The organism is Sphingomonas sp. SL1004, from assembly GCF_057815015.1.
The window spans coordinates 1,022,996-1,039,715 of sequence record NZ_JBYMUX010000001.1 but is presented as its reverse complement, the minus strand read 5'-3'; the positions used below and the strand labels follow the sequence as shown (position 1 = coordinate 1,039,715).

The following is a 16,720-nucleotide window of genomic DNA, read 5'->3' as shown; positions in this document are numbered from 1 at the left end:
CGGAAGCAATGTCATGAGCATCGGATGATGACCGTTTGTTGACCATAAGGCTGGTTGCGTATCAGCGTCTTGGTGCCGATCGTCATCGTTGGAGACGCGCCGAACAGCGCGGCGACCGGAAACAGCCGGGTGATCGTGACGGTGACGTTGTAATAGACGATGTCGTCCGCCGCGCCCAGGCCGTCAGCGCCCCCGCCGGTCGCATCGTAACGACCGTTGTTGTTTCGATCCTCGTAACAGTCCGTGGAGTTGTAGGTGCCGATCGGCGCAGTATCGCCGGTGATCCGCTCGCCCCCACCGACGCTGGAGAAATTATAATAGTTGGTCTTGAACACCTTGACGGCGTCGGGATCGGTTCGCTCCGGCGACGGCAGGATCGTGCGCACTTCCTGGGTGATGGCGTCCGTGATCTGGGCACTGGTCATGCCGCCGACAGTCGCCCGCCGGGCAGCGCGTTCGACCGCGCCAGTGGTCAGAGCGCGCAGATACACTTGATAGCCCAGGTCGAGCGACCCCATGATCAGCGTGAGAAACGGTATCATGATGAGCGCGAACTCGACCACCGTCGCGCCGTCGTTCGCACCGACTATGTCGTCGACGCGTCTTTTCCGGTGGCCTGCGATCACGATGAGAGCCTCAGGCCGCCGATGGTCTGCGCGATATTCTGGAACACGGTCCGAAGGTCGGCCGACTTCGTTGCGAGTACCCAATGCGCGCTGTCGGTAGCACAGTCCTGAAGCTCCTGCGGCATCGTGGAGATACCGAATCCGACAACCCAGATCGTGAAGCCTTTACCTTTCATGGCGTTGCAGATGATGCTCGTGCGGCGCTTGTGGATCGCTTCGAGGCCCGTCTCGCTAGTGCCAGTGGGCGCAATCCTCCCCTCGAGATTGTTGACACCCCATGGATCGTTCGCGTTCGGGCGGGTGTCGAGCGTACCGTCGGTCATGAAGACGATATGGCGAGAGACCTGGTATCCGCCAGGTGCGACGGCATCGCTGTTGGTTGCCGAATAAATCCCGTCCTGAGATAGAAAACGCGCCCCCCAGATCAGGCCGATGTCGTGATACGTGCCCCCTACGGCGGTCAGTGAGTTGACGTACGTCGTGAAGCTGGCCGAGGTTTTCGTCGTCGCGTTATAGTCGGATTGATACTGCGTCAGCGGCGACGCTTCGCGCGGACAGGCCGCAAAACCCGAAGCGATCCAGCCTGCATTACGCCCAAGCCAATACCCACTTGAATCATATTGGACCGCGGGCAGATACGGCTTCCACCGCGTGTCCGCATCCGAGGGAATGAGGTCGATATTCAGGTCGTTCGCGCCCGACGGAACGTCCAGAGAGGACGTCGCGGTAATCGTATTGACCGTTTTAGCCTCCTCGATACAGCCGCCCCACGTAATCGAGTCTGGCGTCGACGTCGTGTAGCTATAGCCATTGCCGTCCGTGCCGTTGCTGAGATTAGGCGTCGTGTCGGGCGCATAGCCAGTAAAGTATGTCGGGTTTGCAGCGGTGCCGTTCTGTACGACTTGAGACACGTCGAAGGATGCCGATTTGTAATCCCATGCCACGAACTTCTGCTTCCACGTCACTGACCGTGTGCTGGTCGACGTACTCGTGGTCGTGTAGGCGCCATCGCTATATTGCAGGCGGCAACTGGAACTATTGCCATTATAGCGGTAGCGGCGCGACGTTTTCGATTGCGTGGTGGTGTAGGTCCGCGTTTGCGTAGAGTCAGGATATGCAACGGACTCGTCTTGCGGGCCGGATGTGGATGAGTTGCCATTGTTGGACGAACTCGCACTCGGCGCTGGTTTATTACTGCAATCCGTCGACGACGTGGCAGAAACCGTAGAAGGGTAACTGCCATAGGCTTGGCCAAGGTTCAACCAGGTGCCGCTGTACGCTGGCGTTGTATCGCTAGATGATCCGGGCGTCTGGCCGCTTTCGGTGCCATATTCTGAAACGTAATAGTTCGTCGAAAGCCGCGCGACGCGCGATCTGTACGACCATTGTTCGGAGCCCGCGCCGCCTGCGATGAAGTTCGGGTTCAATCCATAGACCAGCTTGCCCACGTTGACGTTGCTCGAATACGGCATGAAGCCATACCGTACCCGGCCGGCGCCCGTGGCAGTTCCTGGGCCCAGGGACGCGTAAAAATCGCCGACAGCCTGCTTCAGGCCGGAAATCTTGCTTTGCGTATCGCCGCTCGGCGTGTCGAGCATGGAGCCGGTTACGTCGAGTACGAACATCACATCAGTATTCGGGATGGACAGTGTAGATTCGCAGGTCACAGACATCGGGACTGTACCGTATCCGAAAAGCTGCATGATCGTGGTCGGCATCACGATCGACGCAGTGCCCGCAACTGTCCCGACTTTCACGCCGCGCACGTAATCCGCGACGATGGTGCTCGCGTCATACGTCCCGGACGGAAAGTTGAAGTCAAAGAACCCCTTCGCAACAGCCTTCTCGGAGGCGGACAGCACGTTCTGGTCCGCCATCGCCTTGCGCCCTGCCAAGGCACCCGCGTCGCACGCCTGCTGGAGCCGGGTGCGCGCCATGTAGAGACGGCTGGCGTCGATCGCACCGCCGATCATGGCCAGCATCGGGATGATGGCGACCGCGGAGATGATCAGCACGTTGCCACGCTCGTCTCGCGCCAGCCGCCGAAAGACCGATCGCGCTCCCCGTCCGGTCACTGCTTTCACCCGCATCAAATCGATCCTGTTCAATCTCGTGGCCTTCTGCGGCGCGACGCGATAAATCCAGTTGAACCCACATGATTAAAATCCCGTCTCCTTCACCCGCCAATCCCGAATGGGCTTTGGCCCTGACCTACGCCGGCGCGCCGGCCCGGCCCGGCCTGGAAGCGCTGTTCGGGCTCGACGAGACGCTCGGCAGGATCGTGCGGACGACGCGGGAGCCGATCGTCGGGCAGATGCGGTTGACGTGGTGGTATGAGGCCTTGCTGAAGCTCGACGCCGGGCCGCCGCCGGCCGAGCCGGTCCTGCAGGCTCTGTTCGCAACCACGATCCCGGCTGGGGTTTCCGGCGCGCACCTCGCCGCGATGACCGAGGGATGGGAGGCGCTGCTGGATTCGCCGCTCGGCGAGACGGCGATCGATCGGTTCGCGACCGAGCGGGGCGGGAAGCTGTTCGCCGCTGCAGCGCGCCTGCTCGCTGTCGACGATGCGCGGATCCTGTTCGCGGGGCGCGGTTGGGCCTTGGCGGACCTGTCGCAGAGGTTGAGCGATCCGGCTGGTCGGACGATCGCACGGGAGCGTGCCGCCCACATGCTCGCCCGGGCCTTGACCGGGCGTTGGCCCAGGCAAGCACGGGCGCTTGGTGCTCTGGCGATATCGGCGCGGTTCGATCTGTCGACCGATGCGCTGCCACAGGGCAGCCCGAAGCGCGTCGCACGGTTGGCGTGGCATAGATTGACCGGATACTGACCAATCGCGTGGGGATCGTCGCGCGCGCCGCGTAGAACGCGGCCTGGGCAAAGGGGGACGGCGGCGATGTGGCGATACCTGGCGGGCGGTACGGCGGTGATCGCGTTGATCGTCGCGGGGCTGATGTTCTTTCGCGGGGATGCGCGCCCCGGGCCGATATTGCCGGCGCAACCGGTAGCGCAGGAGGGCGGTGCGGTTGTGCACGAGCCGTTACCCGACGTCGCCCCCGAAGCTACCGCCAAGACGCGAGAGCAGAAACGCTTCGATCGCTACGACAAGGATCGCGACGCGAAGATCACGCGCGAAGAGTATCTTGTCCAGCGCCGCAAGGCTTACGCAAGGCTCGACGTAGACGGTGACGGCAAGCTGTCGTTCGACGAATGGGCGGTGAAGGCGACGACGAAGTTTGCCGACGCTGATGCAGACAAATCGGGCGCGATGACCGCGCCCGAATTTGCTGCCACGGCGGTCAAGCGGAAGGGGCCAGTTCGGGCAAACTGTCCGCCGGTTCAGCCTGCGGGGGAGGAGAGTTGAGCCACTCCGCAAGCGCCGCGCGGCCTCGGTCGGTGTACATTCGCTTGCGATCGGTCTTCTTCGTCCGGCCGGGGATCGGCGGGAACAGGCCGAAATTGACGTTCATCGGCTGATACGTCTCGACCTCGGCACCACCCGTGATGTGACCCAGCAACGCGCCCAGTGCAGTGGCGTAGGGCGGGGGCGTCAGCGTCTTGCCGGTGAGTTCGGCTGCCGCGAACAGCCCCGCGAGCATGCCGATCCCGCAGCTCTCGATATAGCCTTCGCAGCCGGTGATCTGACCCGCAAACCGAATGTTCGGGCGCGACTTCAGCCGCAACGTCTCGTCGAGCAGTTCGGGCGAGCGGATGAACGTGTTGCGGTGCAGGCCACCCAACCGCGCGAACTCGGCGTTCTCAAGGCCGGGGATCGTGCGAAACAGGCGGACCTGGTCGGCGTGCTTCATCTTGGTCTGGAAGCCGACGATGTTCCATAACGTGCCCTGCGCATTGTCTTGACGAAGCTGGACGACGGCATGCGGCCAGCGCCCGGTCTTCGGGTTGTCGAGGCCGACCGGCTTCATCGGACCGTAGCGCAGCGTATCGACGCCCCGCTCAGCCATAACCTCGATCGGCATGCAGCCGTCGAAATAGGGCGTGTCCTTCTCCCACTCCTTGAACGGAGTCTTCTCGCCGTCGATCAGACCCTGGTGGAAGGCCAGATACTGGTCCTTGTCCATCGGGCAGTTGATGTAGTCCTTGCCCTCACCCTTGTCCCAGCGCGAGGCAAACCAGGCGGTGTCCATGTCGATCGAATCGCGGTGGACGATCGGCGCGAGCGCGTCGAAAAAGGCGAGCGCCTCGCGGCCGGTCTCGGTGCCGATGCCGGCGGCCAGTGCCGCGGCGGTGAGCGGACCGGTGGCGATGATCGCCGGACCGTCGGGCAGCGCGTCGATACGCTCGCGCACCAGCATGATGTTCGGGTGCTGGTCGATCGCGTCGGTGACGCTGGCCGAGAAATTGTCACGGTCGACCGCGAGCGCGGAGCCGGCCGGGACGCGGTGGATGTCCGCCTGACGCATGATCAGCGAGCCGAGCGTGCGCAGTTCCTGATGGAGCAGGCCGACCGCATTGCTCTCGGCATCGTCCGAGCGGAAGCTGTTCGAGCAGACGAGTTCGGCAAGGCCGTGGGTCTGGTGCGCGGGTGTCTCTTCGCCGCTGCCGCGCATTTCGGAGAGGCGAACCTTGAGGCCGGCTTCGGCGAGTTGCCAGGCGGCTTCGGAACCGGCGAGGCCGCCGCCGATGACATGGATATCGTGGGTCATTCCGGTCAGATAGCGCGAGACGCCTGTCATGTCAGCGGTTGTCGTGTCGGCGGTGCAATCCCACTTCGCCTGCATGACGCACCCGACGAAGATCTTCACGATCGGCTATGAAGCCACCACGATGGCCGATTTCCTTGCGGCGCTGAAGGCTGCGGGGGTTGAGCGCGTGATCGACGTCCGCGCGCTCCCCTTGTCGCGCCGGCCGGGGTTCTCGAAGACCTCGCTGGCCGCGTCGTTGCGCGAGGTCGAAATCGATTATGTGCACCTAAAGGCGCTGGGCACGCCGAAGCGTGGGCGCGATGCGGCAAAGAAGGGCGACGTCGCGACCTTGACCGCGGTGTACGACGAGCAACTCGAGCTGCCAGAGGCGCAGGCGCAGGCCGCGATCATGCTCGGGCTCGCCGCGGAGAAGCCGAGCGCGTTGCTGTGTTACGAGCGCGACCCGTGTCATTGCCATCGCACCTTGTTGTTGAACGCGGTTGGCGAGGGGGCCGAGGTGGTGGATCTTTTCACGTAAGAAGACGGCGCTCGATCGCCGTCACGCCTATCGCTGGCACGCTTGAAATTCCGTCGCCCCAGCGAAAGCTGGGGTCTCCGCGTAGGGCGAACGTCGTCCGCCAAGTGGAATACCCCAGCTTTCGCTGGGGTGATGGTAAGAGGTGAGGGCGCTGAGAGATCCGGGCGAAAGGGAACACCAGCCCCAATTGTTGCATCGCAGCACGCTCTCCGCTAACACACCCACACTCGCTTGGACCCGGTGCAATTCCGGGTGGCTATTCCGGCCGCCGATCCGCCGGACAACGCACCGACGCCTTTCTCACGAACCGCCCGCGTAATCGCCGCGGTTCTCGCGTCCAATGCGGATACACACATGACATCACTCTCTCGTTACCGAGCCGAATGGTTGAGCGGCCCCGGCGCCGCACGCCGCGACGTGCTCGCCGGCATGGTCGGCACGTTCGCGCTGATTCCCGAGGTCATCGCCTTCTCGTTCGTCGCCGGGATCGATCCCGAAGTCGGCCTGTTCGCCTCGTTCGTCATCGGCATCGTCATCGCATTCGCCGGCGGGCGGCCCGCAATGATCTCGGGTGCGGCGGGCTCCGTCGCGCTGGTCGCCGCCGCACTCGTCCATGCATACGGCCTGCAATATCTGCTCGTCGCGACGATCCTCGCGGGTGCGCTCCAGATCGCGTTCGGGCTTGCCAAGCTCGACGTGCTGATGCGATTCGTCTCGAAGTCGGTCCATGCCGGCTTCGTCAACGCGCTCGCGATCCTGATCTTCTCGGCGCAGGTGCCGCAGATGGTCGGCGTCAGTTGGCAGGCCTATGCGATGATCGCCGGCGGCCTCGCGATCATCTACCTCGTGCCGCGAATCTCCAGCGCGATCCCGTCGCCGCTGATCTGCATCGTCGTGCTCACCGCGATCGCGATGTGGTTTCCAATGCCGCTGAAGACCGTCGGCGATCTCGGTCGCCTGCCGGATTCGCTGCCGTCGTTTGGGCTGCCCGACGTGCCCTTAACCTGGGAAACGCTCCGCATCGTCGCCCCCTATGCGCTCGCGATGGCCGCGGTCGGCTTGCTCGAATCGATGATGACCGCGAGCGTGGTCGACGAACTCACCGAGACGACCAGTTCGAAGGCGCGCGAATGCACCGGGCTCGGCCTCGCCAACATCGCGGCGGGCGCGTTCGGTGGCATCGCCGGGTGCGGGATGATCGGCCAGACCGTCGGCAACGTCCGCTATGGCGGCACCGGGCGGTTGTCGACGCTGGTCGCGGGCGTATTCCTGCTGATCGTCATGGTGCCGCTGCGGCCATGGGTCGCGCAGGTGCCGGTCGCGGCGCTGGTCGCGATCATGATCATGGTGTCGATCAGCACCTTCTCCTGGGGCTCGCTCCGTGATCTCGCGCGGCATCCCAAGATGTCGAGCGTGGTGATGGTCGCCACCGTTATCGTCACCGTCGCGACGCATGACCTGTCCCTCGGCGTCGGTGTCGGCGTCCTGCTCAGCGGCGTGTTCTTCGCGTGGAAAGTGACGCGGATGATGGACGTCGCAATCGACCACGACGTGGCAAGCGACACGCGTATCTACCGGGTAAGCGGACAGATCTTCTTTGCCAGCGCCGACATATTTGCCGATCGCTTCGACCTGCGCGAGACGGCCCGCGCCGTCCGCATCGATCTGACCAACGCGCATCTCTGGGACGTCACTGCGGTGGGCGCATTGCAAGGCGTGGTCGACAAACTGCGCCGCCACGACCGCGAGGTCGAGGTAATCGGCCTGAACGCGGCGAGCGAAACGCTCGTGGATCGCCACGCACCGGGACTGTCGATCTAGCCCCGAGACAAACGCTCCGGCGGTCATCATCCGCCGGAGCCGGTATCGTTATTGCGGTTCGGCGTCGTTCGCAGCCGGGTTCTCGGCCGGCGCTTCGTCGCGCGTCACGCGTGCGGTCATGCCCGTGGCGTCCGCATCGTCGAGCATCTGCTCGTCCGGCGCGACCGGCTTTTCGCGCGGCGGTTCGACCACGGTCGGCGCAGGCGGTGCGGCTTCGACCGGTGCCGGTTCGACCGGGGCGGGGGCGGCTGCCTCGGACTCGGTCACGCCGGTGTCTTCGACCATGTTGGTATCCGTCGGCGGCTGTTCCGGCTCCGAGCGCGAACAGCCGGCTAGCGCCATCGCTGCGAGCAGGCCGCCGGCGATCGCGGTGCGGGTACGGGTGGAGATCGTCATGATAGGTCCTCTCAGCGAGCGGCGATCGTCTGGCGTGCGGTGCGCGCCTCGATCTTGGAGGCGAGTATGCCGTCCCAGTCATAGGGATCGGCGCGGAAGTTCATCTGGCCGTTGCCGCTGGCAAACGCAGTCCAGTAGAGCAGGTACACCGAAACCGGCTTGACCAGGCGGGCGCGCACCGTGTCACCCTTGGCAACCGCGGCGTCGACCATTTCGGGCGTCCAAGCAGGATCCCCCTTCAATAGAAGGTCGGCAAGTTCCGCAGGCTTTTCAAGACGAACGCAGCCATGGCTCGCAAGCCGACTGAAGCTCGCAAACTTCGCGCGGCTCGGCGTGTCGTGAAGATATACCGAATAATCATTGGCAAAATCGAACTTGAACCGGCCGAGCGCGCTCTGGTCGCCCGCCTGTTGCTGAAGCCGCGTGCCGTCGATCACCTTGATGCCGTTGCGCTTGAAATAGCCGGGATTGGCCTTCTCCTTCGGCCACAACTCCTTGGTGGCGATCGAGGTCGGCACGTTCCAGGGCGGATTGATGACGATGCTGTGGATCGTCGACGAGAGCATCGGCGTCTCGTCGCCCGGACGCCCGGTGACCGCGCGCATCGACTGAACGGGAGTATCGCCATCGAACACGGTCAGCACGGCCGCGGCGATGTTCACCTGGATCCGGTCGCGTGGCAGGTCCTGTGGCAGCCAGCGCCAGCGCTCCATGTTCGCCATGATCTGACGCACGCGCTCACCGGCCGGCACGTTCAGCGCGGCGAGCGTCTGGGTCGAGACGATCCCGCTCGGGTTCAGGCCATAGCGACGCTGGGCACGACGCACGGCGTCGACCAAACCGGAATCGAACTGGTCGCTGCCGATCGAAACGTCCTTGTCCTCGGCTGCAAGACGTTTCCGCAGCGCGATCACGCGCGGGCCACTGGCACCGATCGTGAAATCGGGACCGGAGGCGAGCGTCGACCAGCCACCGGCCGCAGCAATCGAGCGATAGTTCTGGAGGCCCTTACGCAGTCCGTCATAGCCGGCATAGGGCGGCGGCAGCGACGCGAACCAAGCCGCAATCCGGTCGAGCCGAACCGCATCGGCGAACGCCGGGGTCGGATCATACGCCGGCGGGCGAAGACCCCAATCCTTCTGGAAGTCCGCGCCGCTGAGGCGACCGGCATGCACCGCGCGGGCATGATCGAGCGCGGCACGGACCAGCTCGTCCTTGCTCGGCGCAGTAGTCGATGCGGTCGCCGCGGACTTAAGACCCTGCGCCACGATATCGCTGTTCAGGAGCTTGTCGAGCAGAACGGCCTGCGCGTCGCTCAGCGTCGGCACCGTGATCACGGGCGGCGCGAGCGTCGAGGTCGGCATCGCGGAGGGCATCGTCGGCACGACCGGCGGCGGCGTAACCTGTTGCGCGAACAGCGGAGTCGTCATCAGCATCGGCATGGCGGCAACAACCATCACCGACCGGATCACGCCGTTCTTCACTCGTCCATCATCGAAACCGGGAGCCATAATCGTCCTGTCTAACTTGGTCCGTCGACGCTTTCGCACGACGTACCCCTCCCTTAGCTGAACCGGACTCGCTAAGCATCGCCAATCGGGGCAAAATTAACGGTTCAGCCAGCCGGCGCCGATTTTTCCTGCCGGGCGAGCACTTCATACGCCATCACTGCGGTCGCGACGGCGGCGTTGAGGCTGTCCGCCTTGCCGAGCATCGGGATCTTGACCAGCACGTCGCACGCCTCGGCCATCTCGGGCGGCATGCCCTGTGCCTCGTTGCCTGTGAGCAGGAAGGTCGGGCCGGTATAGGTCGCCGAACGGTAGTCGGTGTCGGTATCGAGGCTCAGCCCGACCAACTGACCGGGGCCGGTGCGCAGCCAGGTGTGAAACGGCGCCCATTCGGTTTTTACGACCGGGATCGTGAACAGCGCGCCCATGCTCGCGCGCACCGCCTCGACCGAGAAGGGATCGACCGACTCGCCGATCAGGATCAATCCGCCCGCGCCCACCGCGTCGCCGGTGCGTAGGATCGTGCCGAGATTGCCCGGATCGCGCAGCCGTTCGGCAACCAGCCAGATGCCGGCGCTGGAGGGGTCGAGGTCTTCGAGCGTCGCGTCGAATTCGTCGAACACGCCGACCACGGCTTGCGGATTGTCCTTGCCCGAGAGCTTCGAAAGGATGTCCGGCGTGGTCTGGATAGACTCGCCGCCAGCCTCCTCGACGTCCATCGACAGCGCGTGGACGAGCGGGTGGTTGGCGCTCGCCGCGGCGTAAAACAGGGTGCGGGGCAGGCGGCCGGTCTCGCGCGCCTCGGTGAGGATGCGCAGGCCCTCGGCCAGGAATTGCCTGGCCGCACGCCGATGTCGCTTGTCGCGCAGGTCGCGGACATACTTGATCAGCGGGTTCGAAAAGGCGGTTATCTCGCGGGGCATCTAGCTCCCCTTCCGCTTGCGGGAGGGGTTGGGGGAGGGGTTTGTAAACACGCCGTCGCTCATGCCCTCCCCCGACCCCTCCCGCAAGCGGGAGGGGAGTAGAACGTCAATCCTCGCCGAACTTCGCTTCGACCAGTTCGACCAGCGCCGCCACCGTTTGATCCGCACCATCGCCACTCGCGCTGATCGTGATCGCGTCGCCCATCGCCGCGCCGAGCATCATCAGGCCCATGATCGACGTGCCGGTAACATGATCGGACCCGTCCTTCGTCACTCGCACCTCGACCGGATGCGACGATGCGAGCGTGACGAACTTTGCGCTGGCGCGTGCGTGGAGCCCGCGGCGGTTGGTGATCTGGACGGTGCGGACGACCTCGCTCACGCTGCCGCCTCGCCGAGAACCTCGGAGGCGACAGAGATATATTTGCGCCCGGCCTCGCGCGCCGCCGCCACCGCCGCGACGACGGTCATCGACTTGCGCGCGGACCCCAGCCGAATCAGCATCGGCAGGTTCATACCGGCGATCACCTCGATCCGCCCGCGTTCCATTAGCGAGATGGCGAGATTGGAGGGGGTGCCGCCGAACAGGTCGGTCAGCACGATCACGCCGCGCCCGACATCGACGTCCTGGATAGCCGCGGCGATATCCGCCCGGCGCTCCTCCATGTCGTCGTCGGGACCGATCGCGATCGTCGCGACGCGCTCCTGCGGGCCAACGACGTGGATCATCGCGCGGACGAATTCCTCGGCCAGCCGACCGTGCGTTACAAGAACAAGGCCGATCATATCAGCGTTTCATACTCATGTGACGACCGGTGATCCTTCGAGCGCATCTTGCGGTGCGGCCCCCAGGTCGCGATGGACGATACTGGGCGAAAAACCCGCTTCGCGCAACCGTCGCGCCACGCGTTCGGCAACGTGGACCGATCGATGTCTTCCTCCGGTACACCCGAACGCGACCGTGACGTACGACTTCCCTTCCGCTTTGTAGCGCGGGAGCAACAGCATCAGCAGTTCCTCGATCCGACTCACCGCCGCTTCATAGGCAGGGTCGGCCATGACGTAGGCCGACACGTCCGCATCAAGTCCCGTGCCCGGTCGCAAGTCCGCATCCCAGTGAGGGTTGCGCAGGAACCGCATGTCGAACACCAGGTCGGCATTGCGCGGCAGCCCGCGGGCGAACCCGAACGAACGGACCGACAGCGTCGGCTCGCCGAGATCGTCGCTGCCGAAGCTCGCGCGGATCTGTTGCGCGAGTTCGTTCGCCGCCATGTCGGTGGTGTCGATCAGCCGGTTTGCCCAATCACGCAATGGGCCAAGCAGGTCGCGCTCACGGCCGATGCCGTCATTGGCAGGGCGATCGAGTGCGAGGGGATGTCGACGGCGCGTCTCGGAATACCGGCGTTCGAGTTCGGCGCCCGAACAGTCGAGAAACAACATTCCGACCTCCAGCCCGTGACGATCGCGCAGGTCGCGTATCCGGCGGATGATCCTCTCGGGATCGAAATCGCGCGTTCTGGCGCCGATCCCGATCGCCAACGGTTGCGAGTCGTCGGGTGAGGCTTCGGCAAGGGGTGCGTCCAGCAATCGGTCGAGCAGCACCAGCGGGAGGTTGTCGACTACCTCCCAGCCAAGGTCCTCCAGCGTCTTGAGAACGGTGGTCTTGCCGGCGCCCGACATGCCGGTGACGAGCAATATATCCTTGGGGCGAGTCATGGCAGACCTGTCATTCGAAGGGCTCCGGATTGCGCAATGCGAGTTCGATCTTGATCGGGGCGGAGGCGTGGAACGGTTCGACCGCGAATTGGCGGACCTCGATCCCGGCGATTTTCCGCATGCGGCGTTCAGGCATCCGCTCGATCGTGCCGTCGATCCGGACGAGCAGGCCGACGGGCACGTCGTCGACGTGCGGCATGGCGAGTATGCCGATCCCGCGGACTTCGATTCGTCCTGCGATGGTCGTCGGCGCGCGTGCGAGCAACGTCTTGCCCGACCGTACCACGAGCGTCTGATCGTCGCTGACGAGGATCGCGCCGCGATCGATCAGGCGCAGCGCAAGGTCTGACTTGCCCGATCCCGAGGCGCCTTCGATCATCACCGCTAAGCCGTCGATCTCGACCGTCGTGGCATGAAGCCGATCGGAGGAGGGGACTGCCACGCGCGGTCCTTACAACGCCACGTCGGCAAGCGGTAGCCGCACGACGAAGCGCGCGCCGCCGATCCGGTCTTCGCGCGATTCGACGAAGATCGCACCCTGGTGCCCGTCGACGATGGTCCGCGCGATCGCCAGGCCGAGCCCGGAATGCTGGCCGAACGTCTCGCTGTCGGGGCGGACCGAATGGAACCGCTTGAACACGTCCTCGCGCGCGTCTTCGGGAACGCCGGGGCCTTCATCCTCGACGCGGATGACGAGCTCGTCGCGGTCGGGAATCGCCGAGACCGCGATCAGCCCCGCATCGGGCGAGAAGGACAGCGCATTGTCGATCAAATTCTCGAACACGCGTTCGAGTCTTGCGCCTTCGCCGAGCACGATCGTGCGGTCGTCGGGGTTGCGATCGAACCGGAGGCGGATGCCGCGCTCCACGCCGCGCGCATCGCGTTGCGCGACCAGCCCGTCGATCATCGCGGCGATATCGACCGGTTCGAACTTGGCGCGGCTGAGTTGCGCATCGAGCCGCGAGGCCTCCGAAATATCGGACAGGAGGCGGTCGAGCCGGTGGACGTCGTCGCGGACGATCGCGAGTAGTTGCGCCTGCAGCGCCGGGTCCTTGACGCGCGCCAACCCCTCGACCGCGGACCGGAGCGAGGCGAGCGGGTTCTTCATCTCGTGCGTGACATCGGCTGCGAATGCCTCCGTCGCATCGATCCGGGCCCTGAGTGCAAGGCTCATGTCGGAAAGGGCACGGGCGAGCATGCCGAGTTCGTCGCGGCGGGACGGGAGGCGGGGCACCACCACCTCGCGCGCGCGCCCCAACCGGACGCGGACTGCGGCGCGGGCCAGACGGCGGAGCGGGCGGACGATCGTGCGGGCGAGGAACAGCGACAGCAGGATCGACACGATCGAGACGCCCAGCAGCACCATGCTCAACCGGAAACGCTCGATCCGCACCGTTCGCGTGATGTCGCGCGCGTTGACCGTCGTCATCACGACTCCGCCGGTCGGCAGGGCCGCTGCCGCGGTGATGACCGGGCTGCGATCGGGTGCGCGCCATACGGTCGTCGCAACGCCGAGCCGCCCCCGGGCCGCGACGACGTCCGGCCATGGTTGGCCCGCGCTGCGCTCGCGGTAGAGCGGTGGGCGCGGCGCCATGACGACCACGTCAACCGCGGCATCGAGGAAGCGGGCGATGGTCTGGTCCCAGTCTTCCTTGTCGGGGTCCATCAGCACGAAATTGCGCAGACCGAGCACACGGCTGTCGACAACGGTGCGGCTGCCCGCGTCGAACAGCCGGATGCGCGATCCGGTATCGCGGGCGAGCCTCAGAACCAGCGGATCGCGTAGCGTCGGATCGACGGCGGCGAGCGCCTCGCCGATCAGTCGCGCCTCGCGCCCGGCCTGCGCAACGCGGTTGTCGACCACCCGGCTGCGGTATGAGTCGAGATAGAAGAACCCGCCTGCCAGCAGCAGCAGCGCGAAGATGTTGACCGCGAGTATTCGCCGCGTGAGCGAGATCTGGCCCGACCAGCGCAACGTGAGGTCGCGCCCGTCGACGCCCAGCTCATTCCTCAGAAAATCGATACCCGGCACCATATAATGTCTCGATAGCGTCGAACGCGGGATCGACCTGCCTGAATTTACGGCGGAGTCGTTTTATGTGGCTGTCGATGGTCCGGTCGTCGACATAGATGTCGTCCTGATACGCCGCATCCATTAGCTGGTTGCGTGTCTTCACGATGCCCGGCCGCTGCGCGAGCGTCTCGAGGATCATGAACTCGGTGACCGTCAGCGTGACGGGCTCGCCACCCCAGAGCGTCCGGTGCCGGGCCGGGTCCATGCTGAGCCGACCGCGATCAAGCGGACCGGCGGCTTCCGCCTCGGTCTCGGTGCCCGGCGATGCCGTCAGTTCGGTCCGCCGCAGGATCGCGCGGATGCGGGCAATCAGCAGACGCTGCGAGAACGGCTTGGCGATGTAATCGTCGGCGCCCATCGCGAGCCCGAGCGCCTCGTCGAGTTCGTCGTCCTTGCTGGTCAGGAAGATCACCGGGACCTGGCTCTTCTCGCGAAACCTGCGGAGCAGTTCGAGACCGTCCATTCGCGGCATCTTGATGTCGAATACCGCGAGATCGGGCGGGTTGTCGGTCAATGCCTTCAACGCCGTCTCGCCGTCCGAATAGACGCGCGTGACGAAGCCCTCGGTCTGCAGCGCGATCGACACGGAGGTCAGGATGTTGCGGTCGTCGTCGACCAGCGCGATCGTTGCGGTCATTTCTGGGTCGCTTGCCTCGGTCGTTGGCATGTCGGCGTAGGGCAAACCGCGGCGGCACTCAACTGAGACCGTATCGGGACGGCGTGGCAAAACAGCGTATTTGACCGGTGCAAAGGCGCCCCGTACAGCCGGGCACAACGACATACATACGTATGCGAAACCATCTGGAGAGATGCCTTGTCCAACGAACGTATTCCGGCCGGCGGCCTAGCCGCGCAGGGGATCGAGACCCGCGCCACCCTGCACTGGAACCTGGTCACAGCCCAGCTCGTCGAAGCGGCGCTCGCGCGCGGCGAGGGGACACTGTCCGCCGACGGTCCGCTGGTGGTCGAGACCGGCGCGCATACCGGGCGGTCAGCGCAGGACAAGTTCATCGTCCGCGATGCCGAGACCGAGTCGACAGTGTGGTGGGGCAAGAGCAACAAGGCGATGGAGCCCGCGCATTTCGCCGCGTTGAAGGAGGATTTCTTCGCCGCGCTCGCCGCCAAGGACGAGCTGTTCGTGCAGGACCTGTACGGCGGATCGCAGGCCGATCACCGCGTGCAGGTCCGCGTCGTCACCGAACTAGCATGGCACAATTTGTTCATCCGGACGATGCTGGTCCGTCCAGAGCAGGCGGCGCTGAAGGACTTCGTCGCCGAGTACACGATCATCGACCTGCCGAGCTTCCGCGCCGATCCCGCGCGCCACGGCTGCCGCAGCGAGACGGTCATCGCGGTCAACTTCACCGACAAGCTGATCCTGATCGGCGGCACCAAATATGCCGGCGAGATGAAGAAGTCGGTGTTCGGCCTGCTCAACTATCTACTCCCGCCGACCGGGGTGATGCCGATGCATTGCTCCGCCAACATGGGCGCGAACGGCGACACCGCGGTCTTCTTCGGCCTGTCGGGCACCGGCAAGACGACGCTGTCGGCCGACGCCAGCCGGACGCTGATCGGCGACGACGAGCATGGCTGGTCCGATACCGCCGTCTTCAATTTCGAGGGCGGATGCTACGCCAAGATGATCCGCCTCTCGGCCGACGCGGAGCCGGAGATCTTCGCGACGACCAAGCGGTTCGGCACGGTGCTGGAGAACGTCGTAATGGACCCGGCGACGCGGTTGCTCGATCTCGATGACCACACGCTCGCCGAGAACAGCCGCGGCGCGTATCCGATCGATTTCATCCCGAATGCCTCGGTCGAGAACATGGGGCCGGTGCCGCGCAACATCGTGATGCTGACCGCGGACGCGTACGGCGTGCTGCCGCCGATCGCCAAGCTGACGCCCGACCAGGCGATGTATCACTTCCTCTCCGGGTACACTGCACGCGTCGCGGGGACCGAGATCGGCGTGACCGAACCCGACGCGACCTTCTCGACCTGCTTCGGCGCGCCGTTCATGCCACGGCATCCCTCGGTCTACGGCAATCTGCTCAAGGAGCGGATCGCTAAGGGCGGCGTCGATTGCTGGCTGGTCAACACCGGCTGGACCGGCGGCAAATACGGCGTCGGCAACCGCATGCCGATCAAGGCGACGCGGGGGCTGCTAAACGCGGCGCTAGACGGGAGCCTCAACGATGCCGAGTTCCGGACGGACCCGAACTTCGGATTCGAAGTGCCGGTGAGCGTGCCGGGTGTCGACAGCGCGATCCTCGACCCGCGGACGACCTGGGTGGACAAGGATGCGTACGACCAGACCGCCGCTAAGCTCGTAGACCTGTTCGTGGAAAACTTCGCGCAGTTCGCCGAGCATGTCGACGAAGGCGTCCGGCAGGCGGCGCCAAAGGTGAAAGAGGCGGCCTGACTCACCGCATTCTGTCTCCATCATGCCGGGCTTGTTCCGGCATCCACTGT

17 protein-coding genes and 1 other annotated feature are annotated in these 16,720 nt (G+C 65.0%); of the genes, 5 read left to right on the top strand and 12 right to left on the bottom strand.

The window, feature by feature from the left end:
* Nucleotides 1–11: 11 nt before the first annotated feature.
* Nucleotides 12–626, bottom strand: a complete 615-nt coding sequence (locus tag AC3D24_RS04640) for a TadE/TadG family type IV pilus assembly protein (RefSeq protein WP_489028630.1) — start codon at nucleotides 624–626, stop codon at nucleotides 12–14.
* Complete coding sequence (locus AC3D24_RS04635) at nucleotides 623–2,716, bottom strand: TadE/TadG family type IV pilus assembly protein (protein WP_489028628.1); 2,094 nt, start codon at nucleotides 2,714–2,716, stop codon at nucleotides 623–625. Before AC3D24_RS04635 ends, AC3D24_RS04640 begins: the two co-directional genes overlap by 4 nt.
* 65 nt (nucleotides 2,717–2,781) lie before the next feature.
* Here AC3D24_RS04635 and AC3D24_RS04630 point away from each other — a divergent pair, with 65 nt between their 5' ends.
* Nucleotides 2,782–3,453, top strand: coding sequence for a squalene/phytoene synthase family protein (locus AC3D24_RS04630; protein WP_489028626.1), 672 nt, complete (start codon nucleotides 2,782–2,784; stop codon nucleotides 3,451–3,453).
* 66 nt (nucleotides 3,454–3,519) lie between these two features.
* Entirely contained in the window at nucleotides 3,520–3,987 is a 468-nt protein-coding gene (locus AC3D24_RS04625; protein WP_489028625.1) for an EF-hand domain-containing protein, read from the top strand.
* Here AC3D24_RS04625 and trmFO read toward each other — a convergent pair.
* A complete protein-coding gene (gene trmFO / locus AC3D24_RS04620; RefSeq protein WP_489033044.1) occupies nucleotides 3,923–5,290 on the bottom strand; it encodes a methylenetetrahydrofolate--tRNA-(uracil(54)-C(5))-methyltransferase (FADH(2)-oxidizing) TrmFO in 1,368 nt (455 codons plus the stop codon). The two genes, AC3D24_RS04625 and trmFO, sit on opposite strands and share 65 nt — an antisense overlap.
* A gap of 73 nt (nucleotides 5,291–5,363) precedes the next feature.
* Between trmFO and AC3D24_RS04615 the strand changes: the two genes are divergently transcribed.
* Together AC3D24_RS04615 and AC3D24_RS04610 are read left to right on the top strand one after the other, a co-directional pair.
* Nucleotides 5,364–5,807 (top strand): DUF488 domain-containing protein, encoded by a 444-nt coding sequence (locus tag AC3D24_RS04615; RefSeq protein WP_489028623.1) that lies wholly within the window; start codon nucleotides 5,364–5,366, stop codon nucleotides 5,805–5,807.
* 230 nt (nucleotides 5,808–6,037) lie between these two features.
* Nucleotides 6,038–6,093, top strand: a sequence feature (sul1 is cis-regulatory element that is thought to sense ions involved in sulfur or methionine metabolism; They are found in Alphaproteobacteria).
* Nucleotides 6,094–6,161: 68 nt separating this feature from the next.
* A complete protein-coding gene (locus AC3D24_RS04610; RefSeq protein ID WP_489028621.1) occupies nucleotides 6,162–7,628 on the top strand; it encodes a SulP family inorganic anion transporter in 1,467 nt (488 codons plus the stop codon).
* A 48-nt stretch (nucleotides 7,629–7,676) separates the two neighbouring features.
* On the opposite strand, the gene AC3D24_RS04605 is transcribed toward AC3D24_RS04610, so the two are convergent.
* The 9 genes from AC3D24_RS04605 to AC3D24_RS04565 all read right to left on the bottom strand — a co-directional run bounded on the left by AC3D24_RS04605 (nucleotide 7,677) and on the right by AC3D24_RS04565 (nucleotide 14,882).
* Nucleotides 7,677–8,024: a hypothetical protein gene (locus AC3D24_RS04605; RefSeq protein WP_489028619.1), complete on the bottom strand. Its 348-nt coding sequence runs from the start codon at nucleotides 8,022–8,024 to the stop codon at nucleotides 7,677–7,679.
* 11 nt (nucleotides 8,025–8,035) lie between these two features.
* A complete protein-coding gene (locus AC3D24_RS04600) occupies nucleotides 8,036–9,481 on the bottom strand; it encodes a L,D-transpeptidase family protein (RefSeq protein ID WP_489033043.1) in 1,446 nt (481 codons plus the stop codon).
* A 158-nt stretch (nucleotides 9,482–9,639) separates the two neighbouring features.
* Nucleotides 9,640–10,455 (bottom strand): TrmH family RNA methyltransferase, encoded by an 816-nt coding sequence (locus AC3D24_RS04595; protein ID WP_489028617.1) that lies wholly within the window; start codon nucleotides 10,453–10,455, stop codon nucleotides 9,640–9,642.
* 106 nt (nucleotides 10,456–10,561) lie between these two features.
* Entirely contained in the window at nucleotides 10,562–10,837 is a 276-nt protein-coding gene (locus AC3D24_RS04590) for an HPr family phosphocarrier protein (protein ID WP_489028615.1), read from the bottom strand.
* On the bottom strand, nucleotides 10,834–11,241 hold the full coding sequence (locus tag AC3D24_RS04585; RefSeq protein ID WP_489028613.1) for a PTS sugar transporter subunit IIA: 408 nt from the start codon (nucleotides 11,239–11,241) through the stop codon (nucleotides 10,834–10,836). Before AC3D24_RS04585 ends, AC3D24_RS04590 begins: the two co-directional genes overlap by 4 nt.
* A gap of 15 nt (nucleotides 11,242–11,256) precedes the next feature.
* On the bottom strand, nucleotides 11,257–12,171 hold the full coding sequence (gene rapZ / locus AC3D24_RS04580; protein WP_489028611.1) for an RNase adapter RapZ: 915 nt from the start codon (nucleotides 12,169–12,171) through the stop codon (nucleotides 11,257–11,259).
* Between the two features lie 10 nt (nucleotides 12,172–12,181).
* Nucleotides 12,182–12,613: an HPr kinase/phosphorylase gene (locus AC3D24_RS04575; RefSeq protein ID WP_489028609.1), complete on the bottom strand. Its 432-nt coding sequence runs from the start codon at nucleotides 12,611–12,613 to the stop codon at nucleotides 12,182–12,184.
* Between the two features lie 9 nt (nucleotides 12,614–12,622).
* Nucleotides 12,623–14,206, bottom strand: coding sequence for a sensor histidine kinase (locus AC3D24_RS04570; RefSeq protein ID WP_489028607.1), 1,584 nt, complete (start codon nucleotides 14,204–14,206; stop codon nucleotides 12,623–12,625).
* Nucleotides 14,175–14,882 carry a response regulator gene (locus AC3D24_RS04565; protein WP_489028605.1) on the bottom strand — a complete coding sequence of 236 codons (708 nt, stop codon included), beginning with the start codon at nucleotides 14,880–14,882 and terminating at the stop codon, nucleotides 14,175–14,177. The genes AC3D24_RS04570 and AC3D24_RS04565 overlap by 32 nt, the downstream gene beginning before the upstream one ends.
* A 177-nt stretch (nucleotides 14,883–15,059) precedes the next feature.
* Here AC3D24_RS04565 and AC3D24_RS04560 point away from each other — a divergent pair, with 177 nt between their 5' ends.
* Nucleotides 15,060–16,670, top strand: a complete 1,611-nt coding sequence (locus AC3D24_RS04560; protein WP_489028603.1) for a phosphoenolpyruvate carboxykinase — start codon at nucleotides 15,060–15,062, stop codon at nucleotides 16,668–16,670.
* Nucleotides 16,671–16,720 lie beyond the last annotated feature (50 nt).